Below are 20,301 nucleotides of genomic sequence, written 5' to 3' on the forward strand. Positions count from 1 at the left end.
GTTCTTAAAAAAAGCTGATCATCGTTCGAGTCACATGCAACCAATGGCATGAATCGATGAATCTTCACGAGTATCAAGGTAAACAGCTGTTTGCCGATTATGGTCTACCAGTGTCTAAAGGCTTTGCTGTCGACACTCCCGAAGAAGCCGAAGAGGCTTGCAAAAAAATCGGTGGTGACATGTGGGTGGTTAAAGCTCAGGTGCACGCCGGTGGCCGTGGTAAAGCGGGTGGCGTTAAGCTGATCAAAGACCCGGCTGAAGCTAAAGCCTTTGCTGAAAAGTGGCTGGGCAAGAACTTGGTTACCTTCCAGACTGACGAAAAAGGTCAGCCGGTTGCCAAGATTCTAGTTGAAACCTGCACTGACATCGCCGACGAGCTGTATCTCGGTGCCGTTGTCGACCGTACTACCCGTCGCGTGGTCTTCATGGCCTCTACCGAAGGTGGTGTAGAGATCGAGACGGTTGCGGAAGAGACCCCGGAAAAGATTCTCAAAGCCGAAATCGATCCGCTTGTCGGCGCACAGCCGTACCAAGCGCGTGAGCTAGCCTTTGCTCTGGGCCTGAAAGGCGACCAGATCAAGCAGTTCACCAAGATTTTCTTAGGCCTGTCTCAGCTGTTCCACGACAAAGACCTGGCACTGCTAGAAATCAACCCGCTGGTTATTACCGACGAAGGCAACCTACACTGCCTCGACGCCAAGCTGGGTCTGGATAGCAACGCGCTATACCGTCACCCTGATCTGCAGGCAATGCGTGATCCTTCGCAAGAAGATCAGCGCGAAGCCGATGCGGCGAAGTGGGAACTTAACTATGTCGCACTTGATGGCAACATCGGCTGCATGGTTAACGGCGCAGGCTTGGCCATGGGCACCATGGACATCGTCAACCTAAGCGGCGGCAAGCCCGCTAACTTCTTGGACGTTGGCGGCGGCGCCACCAAGGAGCGCGTGGCAGAAGCGTTCAAAATCATCCTGTCGGATGACAATGTTAAAGCCGTACTGGTTAACATTTTCGGCGGTATCGTACGTTGCGACATGATTGCTGAAGGCATTATCGGTGCCGTTGAGCAAGTGGGCGTCAATGTACCGGTTGTCGTACGTCTGGAAGGTAACAACGCCGAACTGGGTGCTGAAAAACTAGCATCTAGCGGTTTGAACATCATCGCGGCTACTAGTCTGACCGACGCGGCTCAGCAGGTCGTTAAAGCGGCGGAGGGCAAGTAATGAGCATCCTGATCGATAAGAACACCAAGGTCATCTGCCAGGGCTTTACCGGTGGCCAAGGCACGTTCCACTCCGAGCAGGCGATTGCCTACGGTACGCAAATGGTCGGTGGTGTTACACCGGGTAAAGGCGGCCAGGAGCACCTCGGTCTGCCCGTTTTCAACACCGTGAAAGAAGCGGTAGCGAAAACCGGCGCGGAAGCCAGCGTTATCTACGTACCGGCGCCGTTCTGTAAAGACTCAATCCTTGAAGCGGCCAATGCCGGTATCAAGCTGATTGTGTGCATCACTGAAGGCATCGCTACGCTAGACATGCTCGAAGCAAAAGTGAAATGTGACGAGCTAGGCGTACGCCTGATCGGCCCGAACTGCCCCGGTGTTATCACCCCAGGCGAATGCAAAATCGGCATCATGCCGGGTCACATTCACCAGCCGGGCCGCGTAGGTATCGTATCTCGTTCTGGTACCTTGACCTATGAAGCCGTTAAGCAGACCACTGATCACGGTTTTGGTCAGTCTACCTGTGTGGGCATCGGTGGCGACCCGATTCCGGGCTCTAACTTCATCGACATCCTTGAGATGTTCGAGAAGGATCCGAAAACCGAAGCTATCGTTATGATCGGTGAAATCGGTGGTACAGCTGAAGAAGAAGCGGCAGCTTACATCAAAGCCAACGTTTCCAAGCCCGTGGTTTCCTACATTGCCGGTGTGACTGCGCCTCCTGGCAAGCGTATGGGCCACGCGGGCGCGATCATCTCTGGCGGTAAAGGCACCGCTGACGAGAAGTTTGCTGCTCTAGAAGACGCCGGTGTTAAAACTGTGCGCTCTTTGGCTGAAATCGGCGATGCGCTGAAAGAAGTCACTGGCTGGTAAGTCACTGACGTTTAGCTGCACGCGATAAGGGCGCCCCTCGGGGCGCCCTTATTTATTGGGGCCATGTTATTAAGGGCCATGTTATTAAGGGCTATGGCGTCGGTGAACGGCGTAGCATTCGGTAGCTATATAGAATAAACAGCGGTGCGCCTGCCGCCAAATAAAGATGATAGCTGACCAACCGCCATACCAATACTGCTGCAGCGGCCTGCTCGCGTTCCATCAACGGCAGTAACAGGCCACCCACGCCCACCTCCGCAGCACCCGCGCCGCCGGGCAGAAAGCTGAACTGACTGGCAGCCATGGCCAGCATTTGGGTTAGAAACGTCCACATCCAATCTGCATGACCGCCCACCCCTAGCACTGCCAAATAGAGCAAGCTATAGCGCATCAGCCAATGCGCCGTGGTCAGTAATAGCATCGCGAATAGCGTAGTGCGCGGCAGCTCAAGCGTCACCTTTAACGCATGCCGACAGCGCAACAAACGCCGTGCTAGCCAGCGCCGCCGATAACGGCTTGGCCATGGCGTGTTCACACTGGGTGAGCGTAATAGGCTGGGTAAATAGCGCATGACCACAATCACCAACGTTGCCATAAAGGCTAAGCCGGCCAGCGCCCACTGTACCAACGATTGATGTGGCCATTGGGTGTCGCTAAGCAGCGAAAACAGCACCAGGCCGCTCAGCATCGCCAGGAAGAACAGTAAGTCGCAGCCTTGGTCGATCAAGAACACCGCCGCGCCTTTGGCGGGCGGGAAGCCGCGCTGGGCAAGCAGCATCAGTAGGGTGACTGGGCCACCGCTGCCGCCTGGGGTGGCGCACAGGGCAAATTTAGACGCCAGTTCAATGCCCAGAGCGCCGCCTTGGCCTAGCTTGCCTGCACGGCCACCCAGCATCAAACGTAGCCTTGCCGCATTGAGATTCCAGCACACAAAGGCCATTACCAGCATCAATAGTAACAGCCCGAGCGGAAAGTGTTTGACGCGCAGCAGTGCCTCAGCGCCACCCAGCCAGGCGGTGAGCACCAGCGGCGCACTCAGCGCCAAGACAATCATCACGCCGTGGATGGGTCGCCACTTGAGTAGCTGGCGACGATTAGTGGTGTTGGTTGAGTGCATACGGTTGACTGCCGTGGCAAAGGTACTGGTAGTGCTCAAGCAGTGAGTGCATGACGCCATCCCAGTTGAAATGGCGCTCTACATGGCGGCGCGCATAGCGCCCGCTGGAGGCCACGTCATTACTAAACAGTGCCACACACGCCTCAGCCATGGCAGTTGGATCAAGCGGTTTGCATAAAATACCCGCCCCCAGCGGCACATTTTCTGCCAGTGCACCTGCATTGGCTGCTATTACCGGAAGGCCACTGGCCATCGCTTCCTGGGCAATTAAACCGAAGGTTTCGCGGGTGCCAGCGTGCAGCAGTGCATCGCTACTGGCCAGGGCTTTAGCCACCTCATGGGCGCCACAACATCGGTCCACAATGGTGACGTTGCTGGGAACGTGATGCGGCATGCCGGGGCCCATCAGCAACAAATGATAATCGCTACCTAGCTGGCGCATCGTCGCCAGCAGCACATCAATATTTTTCTCACGGGAGTTACGTCCCACAAAGATCAGCAGCTTCTTATCGTTGGCTATACCCATGGTTTGGCGGAAAGCCGGGTCATGCTGCTGGGGATTAAATTGCGTCAAATCGACGCCTAGTGACTGCACGCGAACGTTATCAACGCCCCAATCCCGAAGCCGGTTCGCCATAGCATGACAGGGCGCTAGCACGCTATCGAACTGGCTATAAAGCTCAGTGACATAGCGTGTTAAGCGCTTTTCAACGTAGTGCCCAAAGCGGTCACCCATCAAGCGTGGAAGGTCGGAGTGATAGAAGCCTACCACTGGCACGCCAAGGCGCTGACCCGCGGCCAGCGCTGCCCACGCCGTTACATACGGGTCGCCAGCCTCAATAAGATCAGGCTTTAGATCAATCAAGGTATCTCGCCAGGGCGACCCACGCAGCGGAAAACGGTAGCCCTGACCCAAGGGCAGATGTAGTGCCGGTAAGGTGTGGTGATCGCCGAGGCTATCGCGCTCCGCCCCCGGCACAAGCAGGCTGGTACGCAGCTGTGGAATGCGCGAAAAAACGCGGTGTTTGGCCTGCAAATAAGTACGCACGCCGCCGCTGGCGGGGGCATGAAACATCGTCACATCGGCAATGTGCAAGCTAACCTCCAGTCCTACCCAGTGTCATCGTTTCACCATAAAGGAGAAATAAGTCAGTTCGACGACACTTGAACCGATGCGCTGGACTATTTATGAGACTAAACTATTATAAATACCATCCACATGGATGGTATGTGGAGTCTATTTAGATGCTATAGTGCCAATGGGATGTTCAATGACGAGCACAACGAGGCTTCACACATGAGCGTGCACGAACTGCGCCGCAAGAGCGGCGACTCTAGCGAGAAGATTACTATCAATCTGGGGGTCGTTGATCTGGGGCAGATCGACCTGCTGGTTCAGGAGGGTTTTTACTCCAACCGAACCGATCTGATCCGGACGGCTATCCGCAATCAGTTGGCAAACCATGCTGATGTGGTGAGAGAGACCGTCACCCGCAAATCGTTTGTGCTAGGGCTTGAGCACTACAGTCGCGCGGATTTAGAGGCCCTGCAGTCGGCAGGGGAGATGTTGCAGATTCAGGTGCTGGGTATGGCCAGCATTGCCGACGATGTAACGCCGGAGCTTGCCCTTGCCACCATCGAGTCGGTGGTCGTATTGGGGGCACTTAATGCTAGCAAAGCGGTTAAAGCCGCTCTGGCGGATCGAATCCACTGAAGCGCCTGCCACTCAACAGGCAACCACTGCATCACTAAATAGGGACTTTGATCATGATTGACGCCACTGTGACGAAACGAATGGAAGAAGCAACGCGACTCACCCGTGCAGGGAAACTTCACGAGGCCATGGCCCTTCTCCAGGGCAGCGTGCCCGAAGCTGGGCGTGATGCAACACCGGATAACGCTTATCGAGGTGGCAATACCTTCGACGGAGCCTGCGAGGTTATCGACGAAGAAGCAACTGTATCCAAGCCAGAGCCTGCTGATTCGCCAGCCGGAGCATTCACGCCCAACGATATTAAGGTGCCTGCTGCATGGCGGGATAAGTGGATGAAGTTTCGCGGTGGGATGGCGCAACCCGAGCAAGCACCTAGTGTCAGTGAGGAAGCACAGCCCGGGGCGTTCACTGCTGGTCGGTTTACCAACCATGTGGGAGCACGTGATTACAAACTGTATATCCCTAGCGGCTATACCGGTCAGGCACTGCCGCTGGTGGTGATGCTGCATGGCTGTACGCAAAACCCCGATGACTTCGCTGCAGGCACCGGTATGAACCGGCTGGCCGAAGACCAGCTATTTTGTGTGCTCTATCCAGCTCAGCCGATGACCGCCAATAATTCCAAGTGCTGGAACTGGTTTAAAGCCGAAGACCAGCAGCGGGAGGGCGGTGAACCGGCGATTTTGACTGGCATGACTCGCCAGATCATCGACACCTATGGACTCGATGCCACCCGTGTCTATGTGGCAGGGCTCTCGGCCGGCGCTGCCATGGCAACCACCCTGGCAATGACCTACCCGGATCTCTTTGCCGCGGTGGGCGTGCACTCCGGGTTGCCCCATGGCGTAGCCAAGAGTCTTCCCGATGCTTTAGGGGCAATGCAGGGCGGCACTGGCCCCCTGGGAGGCGGTAACAACGCCAAACAAGCTAGATGGGCGTCGGATGTGCCAGCGATTATCTTTCATGGTGATCGTGACACCACCGTGCACCCCAGCAATGCGGATCGCGTAGCCGCCCAGTACAGCACGTCGTATCAAGCAGGGGCGACAGTGGAGAAGGGGAAGGTAGCCAATGGCCACGGCTATACCTGTACCACGCACCATAATGCGAAAGGCGAAACTCATCTGGAGCAGTGGCAGGTACACGGGGCGGGCCACGCTTGGTCGGGCGGCAGCACGAAAGGAAGCTATACCGACCCGAAAGGCCCCAATGCCACCAAGGAAATGCTGCGTTTCTTCTGTCAGCATCGGCAGATAGTGTCATAGAGCTGGCCGATATCCGCTCAGGTTATGTCTAGTCTGTCAGTAAGTTAGCGAGGTGAGACGCGCTGGTATAGTAGATACTCTTTGATTATGTATAAAAGTTGACAATAGTTTGCAAAGGTTGAGTTACAGTTTTCATTCTTGTTGCCTAAAATCCTAGCTCTTTCACTTGTTAGGATTTGGCAATGCTTTCACGGTTCAAGATCGGTACACGGCTCGCACTGGCTTTTGGCTTGGTCTCGCTATTTCTTTTGGGCACTTTAATAGCGGGAATTATGGGCATCACCTTCACCAAAGATACTGCCCAAAAAACCCTGGACACGGACGTAGCTCTAGCAAGCAATGCCGCTGAAATTCAGCGTCTGGCATTGCAAGCGCGGCGCTTTGAAAAAGATATCTTCATCAATATTGACAGTCGTGATCGTGTAGCGGCTTATCAGCAAAGTTGGGCGGCGACCATCGAAGAAATACAGGCCGCTTTCCAGGCGGGTAGCCAAATTGCCGATAAAGATAGCCTCAATGCTTTGTACCAACAGGCAGGAAGCGCCCTCCAGGGGTATGAAGAGGGTTTTCTGTCAGTCTATCGCCAAATTGAGTTAGGCAGTATTACCGAAACCTCTCAAGCCAATCTGGCTTTCGGTGAGCATAAAGATAGTATCTACCAGCTTGAGGAGTTGGCTGATGAAATTAGCCTAGTGGCTGCTGAAGGGGTCAAGACGGCTAATGAGGCGATAAATGCTGAGTATCGTTTGGCTATTTGGCAGCTTTGTATTTTTTCGGGGGTGGCGTTGTTGATGGCGCTGGCGCTGGCAATTGCCATTACGCGTAGCATCGTTCTGCCTTTGCGGCGGGCCGTTGAGGTTGCCCAGCGCGTAGCGGAAGGAGATCTGCGACACGATATCGTAGCCACAGGGCGTGATGAAACGGCTCAGTTATTAACCTCCATGGCCGAAATGAGTAAAGCGCTCACTACTCTGGTCGCATCACTACGTGACTCCAGTGAGAATGTCTTGAACGGAGCCAATGAGATTGCCCAAGGTGGGCAGGAGCTCGCCGCTCGCACTGAGCAGCAGGCAGCTGCCTTGCAGGAAACGGCTTCTAGTATGGAGGAGATGACGGCAACGGTTCGTCAGAATAGCGATTCAACCAAAGAGGCTGATACGCTGGCCCATAATGCTTCGCAACAGATGCAAAGCAGTGGCGAAGAAGTTTCCCGAAGTGTGGAATTAATGCGCGAAGTGACAGCCGCATCGCTTAGCATGGATAAGATCGTTGAGGCCATCGATACGATTGCATTTCAAACTAATATCCTGGCTTTAAACGCCTCCGTTGAAGCGGCGCGTGCTGGTGATAAAGGCCGTGGGTTTGCGGTGGTGGCAACAGAAGTGCGTGCGTTAGCAAGCCGCAGTGCCGCTTCAGCAGGTGAGATTCGCACTATGCTGGACGATACGCGTAGCAAAATAAAGCTATGTTCTGACCAAGCGGAGCGAGGCGCTGCGACTATTGGTGAGACGGAAGCGGTGATCCAGCGCCTTGCTATGCTGATGGTCGAGGTCTCTTCTGCCACTCGGGAGCAAAGTAGTGGTATCGAGCAGATCAATACGGCTATTACTGAAATGGATTCTACTACTCAGCAAAACAGCACCCTGGTTCAGCAATCGACTAATGCAGCCTTTTCCTTGGAAGATCAGGCTGGGCGTCTTCGCGAGCTGGTAGCTGCCTTTCAGATAGATGAAGCTGTCGTGCAAAAGGCATCAGAGTACAAACCTGCCAAGGCCTTACCCACGGCAGCAAGACAAGCAGAATTCTAGTAAGTTGATAGAAGCAGCGGCGTCTCAAGTGCGCTGCTGCTTTTGTAACGGCCTAATAAAATTTAACTGCTAGGCTGGGCCATCAGCAAACGGACCTATTCCCAAGCTTATACGCTCTTCAACTTCGACTTGGATACGCCTTTTTTGTTATCAATTACTACGGGCATAAACTCCGACGCTCCCTCAACTGCTTGGTGAGCTGCTGGGTAAGGAAGCCCTCGTGAACTGAGTGCTACTCGATTGCGACTGCCACTTGGTTGCCGTCAGAATCTATATCAAACCGATAGCTGAAAAAAAGAAGGAGTGACCGAAAAGGCACTCCTTTTGCCGTGTTGTCGGATGAAAAAAATAGTACCGCAGACTAGATTTTTAACCCGCCTTTGCTCTTGACAGTAAAAGAGCCGTCTCTTATTTTGAATGTAAGTTTTGGTATTTTTTTTGTTTCAAATTGTGAGTGTTTAGTGGCATAGTTTGTGAGGAATAATGATTAGTGCATAGGGAATTCATAAACAGGTAATCAATAAGTGACTAGTAAGAAATAGCTCTTAAAGAAAGCTGGTTATTAGTAGTAACAGAGTTCTAATGTTTTATTCGGAGAAATAACCAGTTTTATAGTGATAATAATTATTGATGAGGTGGTGTTTTGAAAATCTTAATTGTGGGGAATATGGGTTATGTTGGCTCCGTTGTGGTGCGGGAGTTAGCTTTACGTCACCCAGCCGCCACTCTTCATGGGTACGACACTGCCTACTTCGCACACTGTTTGACGGGGGCCGAACTGTTTCCCGAGCGTTATCTCGACCAACAGTTTATGGGGGATGTGCGAGATATTCCGGATGATTTTTTTGCAGGCTATACGGCAGTGGTTCAACTGGCAGCGATTTCCAATGACCCTATGGGAGACCGTTTTGCCGTAGTGACAGATGAGGTCAATCACCAGGCGACGTTTGATATTGCCATGGCAGCGGCTCAGGCGGGGGTAAAAAACTTCGTTTTTGCCTCAAGCTGCAGTATTTATGGTGTCGCTCTGGGGGCACCGCGTAGTGAAGTGGATCCCGTGGCACCCGTTACCGCTTATGCCTGTTCGAAAATAGCGGCTGAAAAAGCGTTAGCCGGCATCGAGGGCGACATGGTGATTACTAGCTTGCGCTTTGCGACTGCCTGCGGAATGTCAGAACGTTTACGGCTCGATTTGGTGCTCAATGATTTTGTTGCCGGTGCCCTGAGTCAGCAGCATATTAGCGTGCTTAGCGATGGATCACCCTGGCGGCCCTTGATCGACGTTTCTGATATGGCCCGCGCTGTCGACTGGGCAATACAGCGCAAGCCTGAAAATGGCGGACGCATACTCAATATCAACACCGGCTCGAATGCACGCAATCATCAAGTGCGAGACTTAGCCGCGGCGGTTGCCCAGGCAATCCCCGGTACCACGCTGAGTATCAATACCCAAGCCCCGGCGGACAGCCGTTCCTACCAAGTGGATTTCAGCCTGTTTGCAAAATTGGCACCCGAGTACCAACCCCAGATGACACTTCTCGATTCGATCATGGGGTTGATCAATGGGCTCAAAAGCATGGAGTTCTCGGATACCCAGTTCCGCGCCTCGCGCTATATGCGTCTGCATGCGCTACAGGCCCATATCGCTGCGGAACGGCTATCTGAAAGCCTACGCTGGAAAATTTGTGATGCAGTCACTCCGGGTGCTTTGCCTGCCACTACCCACGTTAACCTTGAGGCCTGAAACGGAGGCTTGACTATGAAAGTCGCAATTTTCGCAGGAGGGTTTGGAACGCGCTTAAGTGAAGAAACCGCCATTCGCCCCAAGCCCATGGTGGAAGTAGGTGGTCGGCCTATCCTTTGGCATATCATGAAGATGTACGCCCATCATGGCTTAAAGGAGTTTATCGTCCTGGGTGGCTATAAGGTGGAGTACATTCGCGACTATTTCCTCAATTATCGCGGTAATCGAACCGATTACACCATAGATCTGAAGACAGGCAACGTCGACTGGCTGCAGAGTGTTAACGATGATTGGAAAATCACCGTGCTGGATACAGGCGCCGATGCCATGACCGGTGGACGTCTCAAAAAGGCTATGTCTTACCTGGCAGATGAACCTTTTTGTTTGACCTATGGTGATGGGTTAAGTGATCTGAATATTAATGCACTGATCGACTCACATCTGGCCTCGAATAATTGGTGCACACTGACGGCAGTAACGCAGCCGGGCCGCTATGGCGCGCTACGCTTGAAAGAGGGCAATAGCCAGGTAGAGGGCTTCCGTGAAAAGGGCGAAATCGATGGAGGGCTTATCAATGGCGGCTTCTTCGTCTGTCATCCGGAAGTGTTTGAGACGATCGATGATAGCCAGACCGTATGGGAAAACGGGCCCATGAACCGGATGATTGAGATGGGGAAATTAGGCTACTTCCATCATAACGGTTACTGGCAAAGTATGGATACGCTGAGAGACAGAATGGTGCTTGAGACCGCCTGGGCAGAAGGCGCCCCCTGGAAGCTTTGGAAGGAATGAACCAACAATGATTATTGTTGATACAGCGCTTGCCAAACGAGAGGCGCAGGGTAATCCCATTCGTGTGGGGATTATAGGGGCGGGGTTTCAAGCGGGTGGTATCGCTCTGCAAATTATGACCGCGACGCCCGGAATGCGCCTTTGTGCCGTTGCCAATCGCCATATGGCTGCCGCGGTCAAGGTCTTCCAGCAAATCGGGATTGAGCCAGTCGCTTGTGACACCCAGCAGCAACTGGAAGCGGCGATTGCGGCTGGGCGACCGGCGGTCACCGAAGATGCTGTGGCACTGGCGAGGGCTGAAGGGTTGGATGCGATCATTGAAGTCACCGGGTCGTTGGAGTTCGCGGCACATGCTGTTCTGGCGGCGCTGGAGAGTGGTAAAGACGTCATCCAAATGAATGCGGAACTCGACGGCACGATCGGCCCTATCTTGAAAGTGAAAGCTGATCAGATGGGGGTTGTCTATAGCTTTGCCGATGGCGACCAGCCTGGCGTGCAGATGAACCTCTATCGGTTTGTCGCCGGGCTAGGCATTAAGCCTGTGCTGTGTGGCAACATTAAAGGCTTGCATGACCCTTATCGCAATCCGGCTACCCAGGAAAGCTTTGCCAAACGCTGGGGGCAAAAGCCGGCAATGGTGGCCTCTTTTGCTGATGGCACCAAGATATCGTTCGAACAGGCGATCGTCGCCAATGGAACCGGTATGCAAGTGGCGCAACGCGGTATGTTGGGCCCTGATTTCTCCGGTGGCGTAGCCGGTGGCCCTTTACTGCCCATCGAACAGGCGGTGTCGGCATTTGAGCCCTACTTGAACCCAGAGGAACCGGGTTTGGTTGATTATGTTGTTGGAGCGCAGCCAGGGCCGGGCGTATTTGTGCTCGGGACAATTGATAGCCCCCGCCAGCGCCACTATCTCGAACTCTACAAGTTGGGCGAGGGGCCATATTACTGCTTCACAACGCCCTACCACCTTTGCCATTTCGAAGTGCCCACGTCCGTTGCCCGTGCCGTGCTTTTCCGTGATCCAGTGTTATCCCCCTTAGAGGGCCCGAGGGTGGGCGTTATCGCCATAGCCAAAAAAGCGTTGCGAGAGGGGGAAACAATAGAAGAACTCGGCGGTTTTGAAGTCTATGGTGTGGCGGAAAACATTGAGGTAATACGCAGGGAACGGCTGTTGCCTATCGGGCTAGCGCTAGGCTGTCAGGTAGTGAGGCATGTGGAAAAGGATGCGGCGCTAACCTTTGATGATGTGCGTATACCGCCCGGGCGGCTGATCGACCGTCTATATGCTGAACAGGAAGCTATGTTTGCCCTGGAGCCGATGTCGGTCGTTGCTGCCACTTTCACGGAGTAAGACATGCATTTTCATCAAACGAACCTCAAGGATGCCCGCCTGATAGAGCTTGAACCACATGGTGATGAACGCGGTTTTTTTGCCCGCACCATGTGCCGTGCGGAGTTTGAGCGCCATGGCCTGCTGAGTGATTTTGTGCAGCAGAATACCTCCTTTTCTGCTCAGCGAGGCACCTTAAGGGGATTGCATTATCAGCGCCAGCCCCATGCCGAAGCCAAACTGGTGCGCTGCATTCGAGGCGCGATTGTCGATGTCATCGTGGATATCCGTGAAGAGTCGGAAACCTACTTGCAGCATCAGTTGTTTGAATTAACCGCTGCAAACCGGCATCAGCTTTATGTCCCGCCAGGCTTTGCGCACTCCTTTCAGACACTGACCGACGATGTTGAAGTCAGCTATCTGGTCTCGGCGGCCTATCATCCTGAGTCTGAAAGTGGTTTGCGCTATAACGATGAACGTCTCGCAATTGAGTGGCCGATTCCACACACAGTGGTATCTGAAAAAGATGCTAGCTGGCCCTTAATCAGTGAGCGAAACGAAGCACTTTTTTAGTTATTGGCGAATAACTAGCAGCGAATCCAGGTATCAACCAAACACACACTAAAAAAGGGGCAGCGTGATCGCTGCCCCTTTGGGTAATACCTAGCTAGTGATGACTTATCAATCAGCTGGCTTTGCCACCAGCGAGCGAGTCTCTTCGCGAGCTTCGGTGAGCACTACGCGCAGCGGATCGCCAAGCTTATAACGCTCTTCGCCCTCGATCTGAATACGCCCCTCTTTATCATCAATGACCACTTTGCTGCGGTCACTGTGCATCAAGGGAGCAGGTACAAACGCCGTCGCGCCATTTTCCAGCAGACGAACGCGCATACCACCACGGTTGATGGCCATGATCTCGGCCTCAAAGGTGTCCTGGTTCTGCGCTGAGGGGGTCAGGTAACGCACGTAGAGCCAATCTTTCACATCACGTTCGGCCATACGGTTCAGGCGGCGACGCTCAGTCAGCTGCTCGGTGAGCTGCTGGGTAGCCTCGGCGGGCGCCTGTTCGCCTTTCAACACGCGCTTGATCAAGCGGTGGTTGACCATATCGCCATACTTACGAATCGGCGATGTCCAGGTAGCGTAGGCAGCCAAGCCTAAACCAAAGTGCGGGCCGGGCTGTGCGGACATCATGGTGAAGCCCTGGAAACGGCGCAGACGCGCATCCAGCCAAGCGTCATCGCGGCTTTCCAGCGCACGCTTAAGCTCGGTGTAGCGGGCAAGCTCAGTCAACGCCTCACGCTCGACCACAATTTCCTGACCTGCCAGGAACTCCTGGGCGGCTTCGGCTTTTTCCGGCTCGAACGCACGGTGCACGTTAAAGATACCGTGGCCGATATGCTGGGCCAGGAAGTCCGCGCAGCAGGCGTTGGCCACAATCATCGACTCTTCGATCATGCGGTTAGCAATCCGGCGCTCTTCGGTGCGCACCGCCAAGACATTACCGGCAGGATCGAGATCGAACACATAGTCGGGGCGGTCTTTAAACACCAGCGCGTGTTCGTTACGCCAAGCAGTACGTGCCTCGGTCAAATCACGCAGCGCGGTGAGCTGCTCGGCAATATCATCTGCGGGCGCCCAATCGCCTTGGCCTTCGATCCAGTCGGAGACGTTGTCGTAAACGAGCTTGGCGTGAGACTTAACGTTGGCCGCAAAAAAGCGATACTCGCCCATGCTGCCGTCGGCATTGATATCCAGCGTACAGGCCAGCGCGGGGCGATCCTTACCTTCCCACAGCGAGCAGAGATCATCTGCCAACTGCTCTGGCAGCATAGTGACGTTCTGGCCAGGCAGGTAAACGGTAAAGGCGCGCGTGCGGGCTTCTAAATCAGCCGCATGGCCCTCTTCCACGTAAGCAGTGGGGTCGGCAATCGCGACACTCAACTGCCAGCCGCCTTCAGCGCGGGTGGCCACGTGCAGCGCATCGTCCATATCGCGGGTCTTCTCACCATCAATGGTGAAGAAGGGCGTAGCGGTCAGGTCTTCGCGGGTCAGACCTTCATCCATCAGCGGCCAGTCGGTGCCCGCGTCGGGGCACTCTTGTTCCAGCGCATGGCGTGCCAGCGTAACGCGCCACGGCACCGCAGGGTCGTCGCTTTTAGCCACCAGCTCATCAATCTGGGCAAAGAAGGCGCGGTCGTCGGCTTTTAGCGGATGACGTACCAGCCGAGCGACGATCCAATCGCCATCAGCAATGCTCTCTTCATCAAGGCTGTTCTTTATCCGCGCCTTGATAATATTTTTAATCGACGGATGGTCGGGGACGACAGATAGGCGACCTTCGCGCTTCTGCACCCGGGCGACAAACCGATCAAGACCCGCTTCAATCAGCTTTTCCGGCTCAATGGACTTTTTGTCACCGTTCTCGTGAATCACACCTTCCACGCGATCACCGTGAATCACCTGCTTCATGGCGGGCGGCGGCACGAAATAGGATTCACCGTCGTCGGTTTCGAGAAACCCGAAACCTTTGTCGGTGGCTTTGATCACCCCTTCAGCACGGGGGGTGGTTTGACGAATCTGTTGCTTGAGCTGGGCAAGCATGGCGTTGTTCTGAAGCATGAGCTCAATCAGTTGGCGAGAGTTAGGGTGCCACTATACGGATTCCCGCAGGCTGCGCCAATTGTCGCTATGTGAAGTTCTTTTTGTTCTCGATTTATCAATAACCTACATCTTCCCTGTTAGCTGGGTAATTACCCTGTGGGCAGAGTGGAGTGGGGCTATTCGGTTGTGGTAGTTGTTAATTGGCACTTGATTGGTATTGAATTATGTCTATATTGGTATTCAATTGGTATTGTTTGTCGTACGGAGATATCCATGGATCCACGCTTTACCCACCTGCGCCTTGACCCGCAGGGAGCGACACCGCTCTACCAGCAGTTAGCCCGTCAGTTGGAGCATGCCATCGAGACAGGCGCTTGGGAGACCGGCGAGGCGCTGCCTTCAGAGCGGAGCTTGGCCGATACCCTCAATGTCTCGCGTATTACCGCGCGCAAGGCTTTGGATTGTTTGGCTGAGCTGGGGCTCATTCGCCGTAGCCGTGGTTCTGGCACCTTCATCACGCCGAGACTTAATCAGTCGTTAACCCGATTGGTGAGTTTCACCGAGCTACTGACTCAGCGTGGTTTTACGCCAAGTTCTCAATGGTTAGAGCGCAGGCTGGCAACTCCCAACGCGGAAGAGAGTATGCGTCTTGGCTTGGGTGCCGATGCCCAGGTGGCGCGCCTTAAGCGTTTACGTTTGGCTGATGAGGTGGTGATGGCGGTAGAGGATAGCTGCCTACCTGTATCGGTGCTGCCCGATCCTCAATCAGTAGAAACGTCTCTCTATGCGGTACTGGAAGCCAGCGGTAAGTCAATGGCTCGAGCCCTGCAGCATGTCACCGCCATCAACGCTGACGCAGAGCTAGCGGTGCTCGCCGAAGTGCCCGAGGGGCAGGCGTTGCTTAAGATCACTCGGCTAGGGTATCTGGCCGATGGCACGCCAGCAGAGCTTACGGTGACTTACTGCCGCACCGATTACTACGACTTTATGGTCGAACTGACTCGCTAGGAAACGTTATGCAATTTGGCAATATCCTGACCGCCGAGGGCTGGCGCCTGGGCGAGATTCACTGGGAGGGGGAGCGTATCAAGCGTATCAGCGGCGAGCCGGTAGACCCTGATTCCAATGATCATCCTCGCATACTCCCCGGCTTTATCGATTTACATGTGCATGGTGGCGGTGGCGCTGATGTTATGGAGGGAGGCGAGGCACTGGCTACCTTGGCCCGCACCCATGTTCGCTTCGGAACCACTCGGCTGCTTGCCACTACCATGACTGCGCCAGACGACCACATCAGAAGGACACTACGGGATATCGCAGCTTATATGCAGGCACCCGCACCTCTGGCAGCCAAAGTACTGGGCGTGCATCTGGAAGGGCCTTATATCAACCCTGGTAAGTTAGGTGCCCAGCCATCCTATGCCCGGACTGGGTTGATCGAGGAGCTAGACGAGCTTTGTAATCTGGCGCCGATTCACTTGATTACCCTCGCTCCAGAACTCTCCGGTCATATGGCACTGATTCGCCACCTTAGCGATCGAGGCGTGCGGGTGCAGTTGGGGCATACCCTAGGCAGCTATGAAGAAGGGGTCGAGGCTCTGGCTCATGGTGCCTGCGGATTCACCCACCTATTCAATGCCATGACCGGCCTGCACCACCGTAAGCCAGGTATGGTCGGAGCCGCGTTGGCCCATGCCCAGTATGCCGAGCTGATTCCCGACCTGCTGCATGTCCACCCTGGCGCCATCCTTACTGCCTTGCGCTGCATCCCTAATCTCTATGCGGTGACTGATTCCACCGCTGCTGCTGGCATGCCTGACGGCGATTACCGCCTGGGTGAGCAGACCGTCACCAAATGCTTAGGTGGGGTACGTTTGGCCGATGGCACCTTGGCCGGTAGCACGCTGACCATGGATCAAGCGCTGCGTAACTTCGTAAGCCTCGGACTTTCGCTGGCTGAGGCTTCTGACCGCCTATCCCGCATTCCCGCTGATTTTCTGGGGCTTGGCGATATTGGTCGCCTTGCGGAAGGCGCAGTGGCTGATCTGGTTGTTCTTGACCCTCAACTCCAACTTCAAGCGGTCTTCGTAGAGGGCCGCTTTATCCACGGAGATGCCTGATGTCCCTGATGCTCGATGAAGCCCGCAGCGCTCCGGAAATTATCCGGAGTCAACTGCGGCGAAATGCACCCATGATGGCTGATTTGGGCCAGCAACTGCGTCAGTCGCCGCCGGTTTCAGCGGTAACCGTGGCCCGCGGGAGCTCCGACCATGCCGCTAGTTACTTTGCCTACTTGTGCATGAAGCAACGCGGCCTACCGGTGGCTTCGCTGCCGCCTTCATTGACGACACTGGCCAAGGCCCCTTGGCGGGCTAGTGGCCATCTGGCCCTGGCGGTCTCCCAGTCAGGGCAGAGCCCTGATTTGATTGCTACCCAGCAGGCGTTAGCGACCGGCGGTGCCCATACGTTGGCGCTGCTCAATACGGCGGGGTCGCCGCTGGGTGCAGTCAGTGACACTGAGATCCCTCTCCATGCCGGGGAAGAAAAGAGCGTTGCGGCCACCAAAAGTTACCTAGCGACCCTCTCTGCCATGGCTCAACTACTGGGTCACTGGAGCGAGGATCGCAGCTTATTAACCGCCCTGGAGGGATTGCCAGAGCGCCTGGAAAAAGCGCTTGAGCAAGATTGGACGCCTGCGGTAGAGGCATTTCAGACAGCCGACAGGATGATGGTCATTGGCCGGGGGGCCGGGCTGGCGGTTGCCCAAGAAGCGGCGCTTAAATTCAAAGAGACCTGTGCCATTCAGGCCGAGGCCTTTAGCGGAGCAGAAGTTCGCCATGGCCCGATGGCATTGATAGGCCCTGGCTACCCAGTGCTGGTACTCGCGCCGCCCGGCCCGGAGCAGGCCGGATTGCTAACGCTGGCCGAATGGCTAGAGGGCGTCGGGGCGCAGGTATTACTGGCGGCTGATGCGAGCGTGGCTAAACGCCAACTAACGTTGGTGGACGCGGGCCACGACGACCTGCAGCCGCTGTCCGTCATCCAAAGCTTCTACGTCATGGTGGCAGCCCTAGCGGCGGCCCGGGGTAGTGACCCGGATCGACCCCGGCACCTTAACAAGGTCACCTGCACCCTTTAATAGCTGATAGCTGATAGCTGATAGCTAATAACAAAGACAAAGCGGGAGTCTTCCCATGTCCGATGCAAGTCAAACCCTAACCCTACTGGCCCCCGTAGAGGGGGTGGTGATCCCCCTCAACGAGGTGCCTGACCCTGTTTTCGCTGGCTTAGCGCTAGGCGAGGGCATTGCCCTCGACCCCCTCGGCGAGTGCCTGCATGCTCCCTGCGACGGAGAGGTAGTGCAATGTGCCCGCACTCGCCACGCCCTGACTTTACGAACCGACGCTGGCTTAGAGCTGCTGATTCACCTGGGACTGGACACGGTTGAATTACAGGGCCGGGGCATCGAACTATTGGTGACGGTGGGTGACCAAGTCCGCGCCGGTGAGCCGCTGTGCCGTTTTGACGCCGATGTATTGGCGCTAGGCGCCTCTGCGCTGATCACGCCCATAGTGGTCACCGAAACCGCTGGCTGGCGCCTATTGCCGCTTCGCTATGCGAAGGGGGAGCGAGTTGCCCTAGGCGAAACGCTGATGGTGCTTACGCGCACCTCAGCGGAGCAGGGCGAAGCCGCAACGACCAAAGGCCCGTTAGTGGAGCGTTGCATAACGCTTGCTCTCGCGGCAGGGCTGCATGCCCGTCCTGCGGCGCGGCTAAGAGCCATCGCACGGGAGCACGATGTTAATTTGGAAGTGCACCGTGAACCAGCGGCAGAAGGTGCTAGCGCGAATGCTGAAAGCTTAAGTGCGCTAATGAACCTTGGCTTAGTCGCAGGCAGCCCTTTGCGTCTGATTGCCCAGGGAGCTCGGGGGGAAGTCGCTTTGGACGCTGCTGAAGCGTTGCTGACTACTCCCGAAGCCGAGGAGCACGCTGCTGGCACAACCCCGGCGGTACCGACCCAAGCACTTGAGAAAGAGCTTGAGAAAGAACTTGGAGCAGGAGAGCTGGCCGGTTTGATCGCCAGTCAGGGCTTGGCGACTGGCCCGCTGATAGTTTACCGACCGCCACTGCCTAGCGTGCCTTATGACGGGGAAGGTGAAAGCGTAGAGTCCCCCCGCCTTAAACAGGCGCTGAACCGTATCGGCGAAGACTTAGCAAAGGCAGAGGCGCAGGCAACACGTCAAGGGCAGGTCGCGGAGGCGGAAATCTTCGCCGCCCATGGCGCCTGGTTGGAAGACCCGAACCTAGAAGCAGCGGCAGAGGCGCGTATTGGTGATGGCCGCAGTGCTGGCCAAGCTTGGCGCGAGGCGTTAGACGTTGAAGCCGAGCGGCTTGTCGCTAGCGGTAATGACTTGATGGCCGCCCGCGTCGCGGATCTGCGTGACCTGCAACGACGTGTGATGGCGGCGCTGAGTAACGACCATCAAGAGGCAGCTCCTGAGCTGCCTGAAGGCGCCGTCTTGGTGGCGGAGGATTTAACCCCTTCGGAATTGGTGGCCGTGGCTGACCAGCACCCCGCTGGGCTTTGTCTTGCTGGCGGTGGCACCACTTCTCATGTGGCTATTCTGGCGCGGGCACGGAGTATCCCTTGTCTAGTGGCCATGGGGCAGGGGCTATTGGAAGCAGCTCATGAGGCCTCCCTTGAAAGCGTCATTCTAGATGCCGAGAACGGCTGCTTGGCGCTGAAGCCAACGCCGATACAACAGGCCGAGATGGCTGACCGGGTTGAGGTTCGCCGACAGCAAGCCGAAACGGCGCGGGCCGCAGCTCATGAGCCAGCCATTACCTTAGACGGACGTACTGTTGAGGTGCGCGCTAATATTGGTGGCGCCGAGGAGGCGCGCCTAGCGGCAGCATCAGGCGCTGATGGCGTAGGCCTACTACGCAGCGAGTTTCTGTTCCTAGAGCGAGATAGCGCCCCGGACGAGGAATTTCAGCGTAAAGAGTATCAAGCCGCTCTAAAGGCTTTAGACGGTAAACCAGTGATTATTCGCACGCTGGATATTGGCGCCGACAAGCAGCTTCCTTATCTGCGTTTGCCAAATGTGCCTAATCCAGCGTTGGGAGTACGCGGTGTGCGCCTTTGGCAAAGCCAGCCCAAGCTTTTGGAGACACAGCTAAGAGCGTTACTGGGTGTTACCCCGTTGAAAGCGCTGCATATCATGCTGCCTATGGTGAGCGAGGCCTCCGAACTACGCGAAGTGCGCCAGCGTTTAGAGACGCTGGCCGTTGAGTTAGGGCTGAGTGAACGGCCGCGTTTAGGGGCCATGATCGAAGTGCCCAGCGCCGCACTCTGCGCTGCCAGTCTTGCCGACGAGGCCGATTTCCTCTCCATTGGCACCAACGACTTAACCCAGTACACCCTCGCCATGGATCGTGAAGATCCAGCGCTTGCCAGCCGGGCTGATGTACTCCACCCGGCGGTACTGCGTCTGATCCAAGCGACGGTCGATGGCGCTGAGGGGCGTTGCTCGGTCGGCGTATGTGGCAGTGCTGCCAGTGACGAACTGGCCGCTCCTTTGCTAGTGGCCCTGGGTGTCGATGAACTCTCAGTAGAGCCTGCACAAATACCGGCGGTGAAGGCTACTTTGCGCCGTCTGGACACCGCCGTCTTGGCAGCCAAGCTCCCCGAGTTACTGGCTCTTCACGACGCTGTCGCGGTGCGTCGGCGCCTCGGCGAGCTGTTGGCGCTTAACGATGCAGCTCCATTAGCCACAAGTTCCACAACGACAACTCCCACAACAACAACTCCCCTCACGAGGTGCTGAT

16 protein-coding genes are annotated in these 20,301 nt (G+C 55.7%); 13 read left to right on the forward strand and 3 right to left on the reverse strand.

The annotated features are described in order from the left end of the window. Positions 1 to 56 precede the first annotated feature (56 nt). On the forward strand, positions 57 to 1,223 hold the full coding sequence (gene sucC, locus U738_RS04090; protein ID WP_035577585.1) for an ADP-forming succinate--CoA ligase subunit beta: 1,167 nt from the start codon (positions 57 to 59) through the stop codon (positions 1,221 to 1,223). Next, a complete protein-coding gene (gene sucD / locus U738_RS04095) occupies positions 1,223 to 2,095 on the forward strand; it encodes a succinate--CoA ligase subunit alpha (protein WP_009287300.1) in 873 nt (290 codons plus the stop codon). Before sucC ends, sucD begins: the two co-directional genes overlap by 1 nt. Positions 2,096 to 2,186: 91 nt before the next feature. On the opposite strand, the gene U738_RS04100 is transcribed toward sucD, so the two are convergent. Both U738_RS04100 and U738_RS04105 read right to left on the reverse strand, forming a co-directional pair. Continuing rightward, positions 2,187 to 3,212, reverse strand: a complete 1,026-nt coding sequence (locus tag U738_RS04100; protein ID WP_051912753.1) for a lysylphosphatidylglycerol synthase transmembrane domain-containing protein — start codon at positions 3,210 to 3,212, stop codon at positions 2,187 to 2,189. Then, entirely contained in the window at positions 3,190 to 4,308 is a 1,119-nt protein-coding gene (locus U738_RS04105; RefSeq protein ID WP_035577587.1) for a glycosyltransferase family 4 protein, read from the reverse strand. Before U738_RS04105 ends, U738_RS04100 begins: the two co-directional genes overlap by 23 nt. A gap of 201 nt (positions 4,309 to 4,509) precedes the next feature. Here U738_RS04105 and U738_RS04110 point away from each other — a divergent pair, with 201 nt between their 5' ends. The 7 genes from U738_RS04110 (at position 4,510) to rfbC (ending at position 12,441) form a co-directional block, all read left to right on the forward strand. Beyond that, on the forward strand, positions 4,510 to 4,926 hold the full coding sequence (locus U738_RS04110) for a CopG family transcriptional regulator (RefSeq protein WP_035583164.1): 417 nt from the start codon (positions 4,510 to 4,512) through the stop codon (positions 4,924 to 4,926). Positions 4,927 to 4,979: 53 nt separating this feature from the next. Further along, a complete protein-coding gene (locus U738_RS04115; protein ID WP_035577590.1) occupies positions 4,980 to 6,191 on the forward strand; it encodes an extracellular catalytic domain type 1 short-chain-length polyhydroxyalkanoate depolymerase in 1,212 nt (403 codons plus the stop codon). 182 nt (positions 6,192 to 6,373) lie between these two features. After that, positions 6,374 to 7,999, forward strand: a complete 1,626-nt coding sequence (locus U738_RS04120; RefSeq protein WP_035577593.1) for a methyl-accepting chemotaxis protein — start codon at positions 6,374 to 6,376, stop codon at positions 7,997 to 7,999. A gap of 643 nt (positions 8,000 to 8,642) precedes the next feature. After that, the gene (locus U738_RS04125; RefSeq protein WP_051912754.1) at positions 8,643 to 9,743 is read left to right on the forward strand and encodes an NAD-dependent epimerase/dehydratase family protein; all 1,101 of its coding nucleotides are present in this window, start codon (positions 8,643 to 8,645) and stop codon (positions 9,741 to 9,743) included. A 15-nt stretch (positions 9,744 to 9,758) separates the two neighbouring features. Next, a complete protein-coding gene (rfbF, locus tag U738_RS04130; RefSeq protein WP_035577595.1) occupies positions 9,759 to 10,535 on the forward strand; it encodes a glucose-1-phosphate cytidylyltransferase in 777 nt (258 codons plus the stop codon). A 7-nt stretch (positions 10,536 to 10,542) separates the two neighbouring features. Then, positions 10,543 to 11,889, forward strand: a complete 1,347-nt coding sequence (locus tag U738_RS04135; RefSeq protein WP_035577597.1) for an NAD(P)H-dependent oxidoreductase — start codon at positions 10,543 to 10,545, stop codon at positions 11,887 to 11,889. A 3-nt stretch (positions 11,890 to 11,892) separates the two neighbouring features. Beyond that, positions 11,893 to 12,441: a dTDP-4-dehydrorhamnose 3,5-epimerase gene (gene rfbC, locus U738_RS04140; RefSeq protein WP_035577599.1), complete on the forward strand. Its 549-nt coding sequence runs from the start codon at positions 11,893 to 11,895 to the stop codon at positions 12,439 to 12,441. A gap of 108 nt (positions 12,442 to 12,549) precedes the next feature. Here rfbC and U738_RS04145 read toward each other — a convergent pair whose 3' ends face one another. Beyond that, the gene (locus U738_RS04145) at positions 12,550 to 14,490 is read right to left on the reverse strand and encodes an exoribonuclease II (protein ID WP_035577600.1); all 1,941 of its coding nucleotides are present in this window, start codon (positions 14,488 to 14,490) and stop codon (positions 12,550 to 12,552) included. 255 nt (positions 14,491 to 14,745) lie between these two features. Between U738_RS04145 and U738_RS04150 the strand changes: the two genes are divergently transcribed. The 4 genes from U738_RS04150 to ptsP are packed head-to-tail and all read left to right on the forward strand — an operon-like array spanning position 14,746 to position 20,300. Next, positions 14,746 to 15,480 (forward strand): GntR family transcriptional regulator, encoded by a 735-nt coding sequence (locus U738_RS04150; protein ID WP_035577602.1) that lies wholly within the window; start codon positions 14,746 to 14,748, stop codon positions 15,478 to 15,480. An 8-nt stretch (positions 15,481 to 15,488) separates the two neighbouring features. Then, positions 15,489 to 16,592, forward strand: coding sequence for an N-acetylglucosamine-6-phosphate deacetylase (gene nagA / locus U738_RS04155; RefSeq protein WP_035577605.1), 1,104 nt, complete (start codon positions 15,489 to 15,491; stop codon positions 16,590 to 16,592). Next, positions 16,592 to 17,611 carry an SIS domain-containing protein gene (locus tag U738_RS04160; protein WP_152561124.1) on the forward strand — a complete coding sequence of 340 codons (1,020 nt, stop codon included), beginning with the start codon at positions 16,592 to 16,594 and terminating at the stop codon, positions 17,609 to 17,611. The genes nagA and U738_RS04160 overlap by 1 nt, the downstream gene beginning before the upstream one ends. 55 nt (positions 17,612 to 17,666) lie before the next feature. Next, a complete protein-coding gene (gene ptsP / locus U738_RS04165; protein WP_035577609.1) occupies positions 17,667 to 20,300 on the forward strand; it encodes a phosphoenolpyruvate--protein phosphotransferase in 2,634 nt (877 codons plus the stop codon). Position 20,301 lies beyond the last annotated feature (1 nt).

The organism is Halomonas sp. TG39a, from assembly GCF_000744395.1.
GTDB classification, from domain to species: Bacteria; Pseudomonadota; Gammaproteobacteria; order Pseudomonadales; family Halomonadaceae; genus Vreelandella; species Vreelandella ventosae_B.

Excerpts from the sequence above, each read along its gene's own strand:
- sucD (WP_009287300.1), top strand. The coding sequence starts at position 1,223 with ATGAGCATCCTGATCGATAAGAACACCAAGGTCATCTGCCAGGGCTTT.
- U738_RS04145 (WP_035577600.1), bottom strand. The coding sequence starts at position 14,490 with ATGCTTCAGAACAACGCCATGCTTGCCCAGCTCAAGCAACAGATTCGT.
- ptsP (WP_035577609.1), top strand. The coding sequence starts at position 17,667 with ATGTCCGATGCAAGTCAAACCCTAACCCTACTGGCCCCCGTAGAGGGG.
- U738_RS04120 (WP_035577593.1), top strand. The coding sequence starts at position 6,374 with ATGCTTTCACGGTTCAAGATCGGTACACGGCTCGCACTGGCTTTTGGC.
- nagA (WP_035577605.1), top strand. The coding sequence starts at position 15,489 with ATGCAATTTGGCAATATCCTGACCGCCGAGGGCTGGCGCCTGGGCGAG.
- U738_RS04100 (WP_051912753.1), bottom strand. The coding sequence starts at position 3,212 with ATGCACTCAACCAACACCACTAATCGTCGCCAGCTACTCAAGTGGCGA.
- rfbC (WP_035577599.1), top strand. The coding sequence starts at position 11,893 with ATGCATTTTCATCAAACGAACCTCAAGGATGCCCGCCTGATAGAGCTT.
- rfbF (WP_035577595.1), top strand. The coding sequence starts at position 9,759 with ATGAAAGTCGCAATTTTCGCAGGAGGGTTTGGAACGCGCTTAAGTGAA.
- U738_RS04115 (WP_035577590.1), top strand. The coding sequence starts at position 4,980 with ATGATTGACGCCACTGTGACGAAACGAATGGAAGAAGCAACGCGACTC.
- U738_RS04110 (WP_035583164.1), top strand. The coding sequence starts at position 4,510 with ATGAGCGTGCACGAACTGCGCCGCAAGAGCGGCGACTCTAGCGAGAAG.
- sucC (WP_035577585.1), top strand. The coding sequence starts at position 57 with ATGAATCTTCACGAGTATCAAGGTAAACAGCTGTTTGCCGATTATGGT.
- U738_RS04150 (WP_035577602.1), top strand. The coding sequence starts at position 14,746 with ATGGATCCACGCTTTACCCACCTGCGCCTTGACCCGCAGGGAGCGACA.
- U738_RS04135 (WP_035577597.1), top strand. The coding sequence starts at position 10,543 with ATGATTATTGTTGATACAGCGCTTGCCAAACGAGAGGCGCAGGGTAAT.
- U738_RS04160 (WP_152561124.1), top strand. The coding sequence starts at position 16,592 with ATGTCCCTGATGCTCGATGAAGCCCGCAGCGCTCCGGAAATTATCCGG.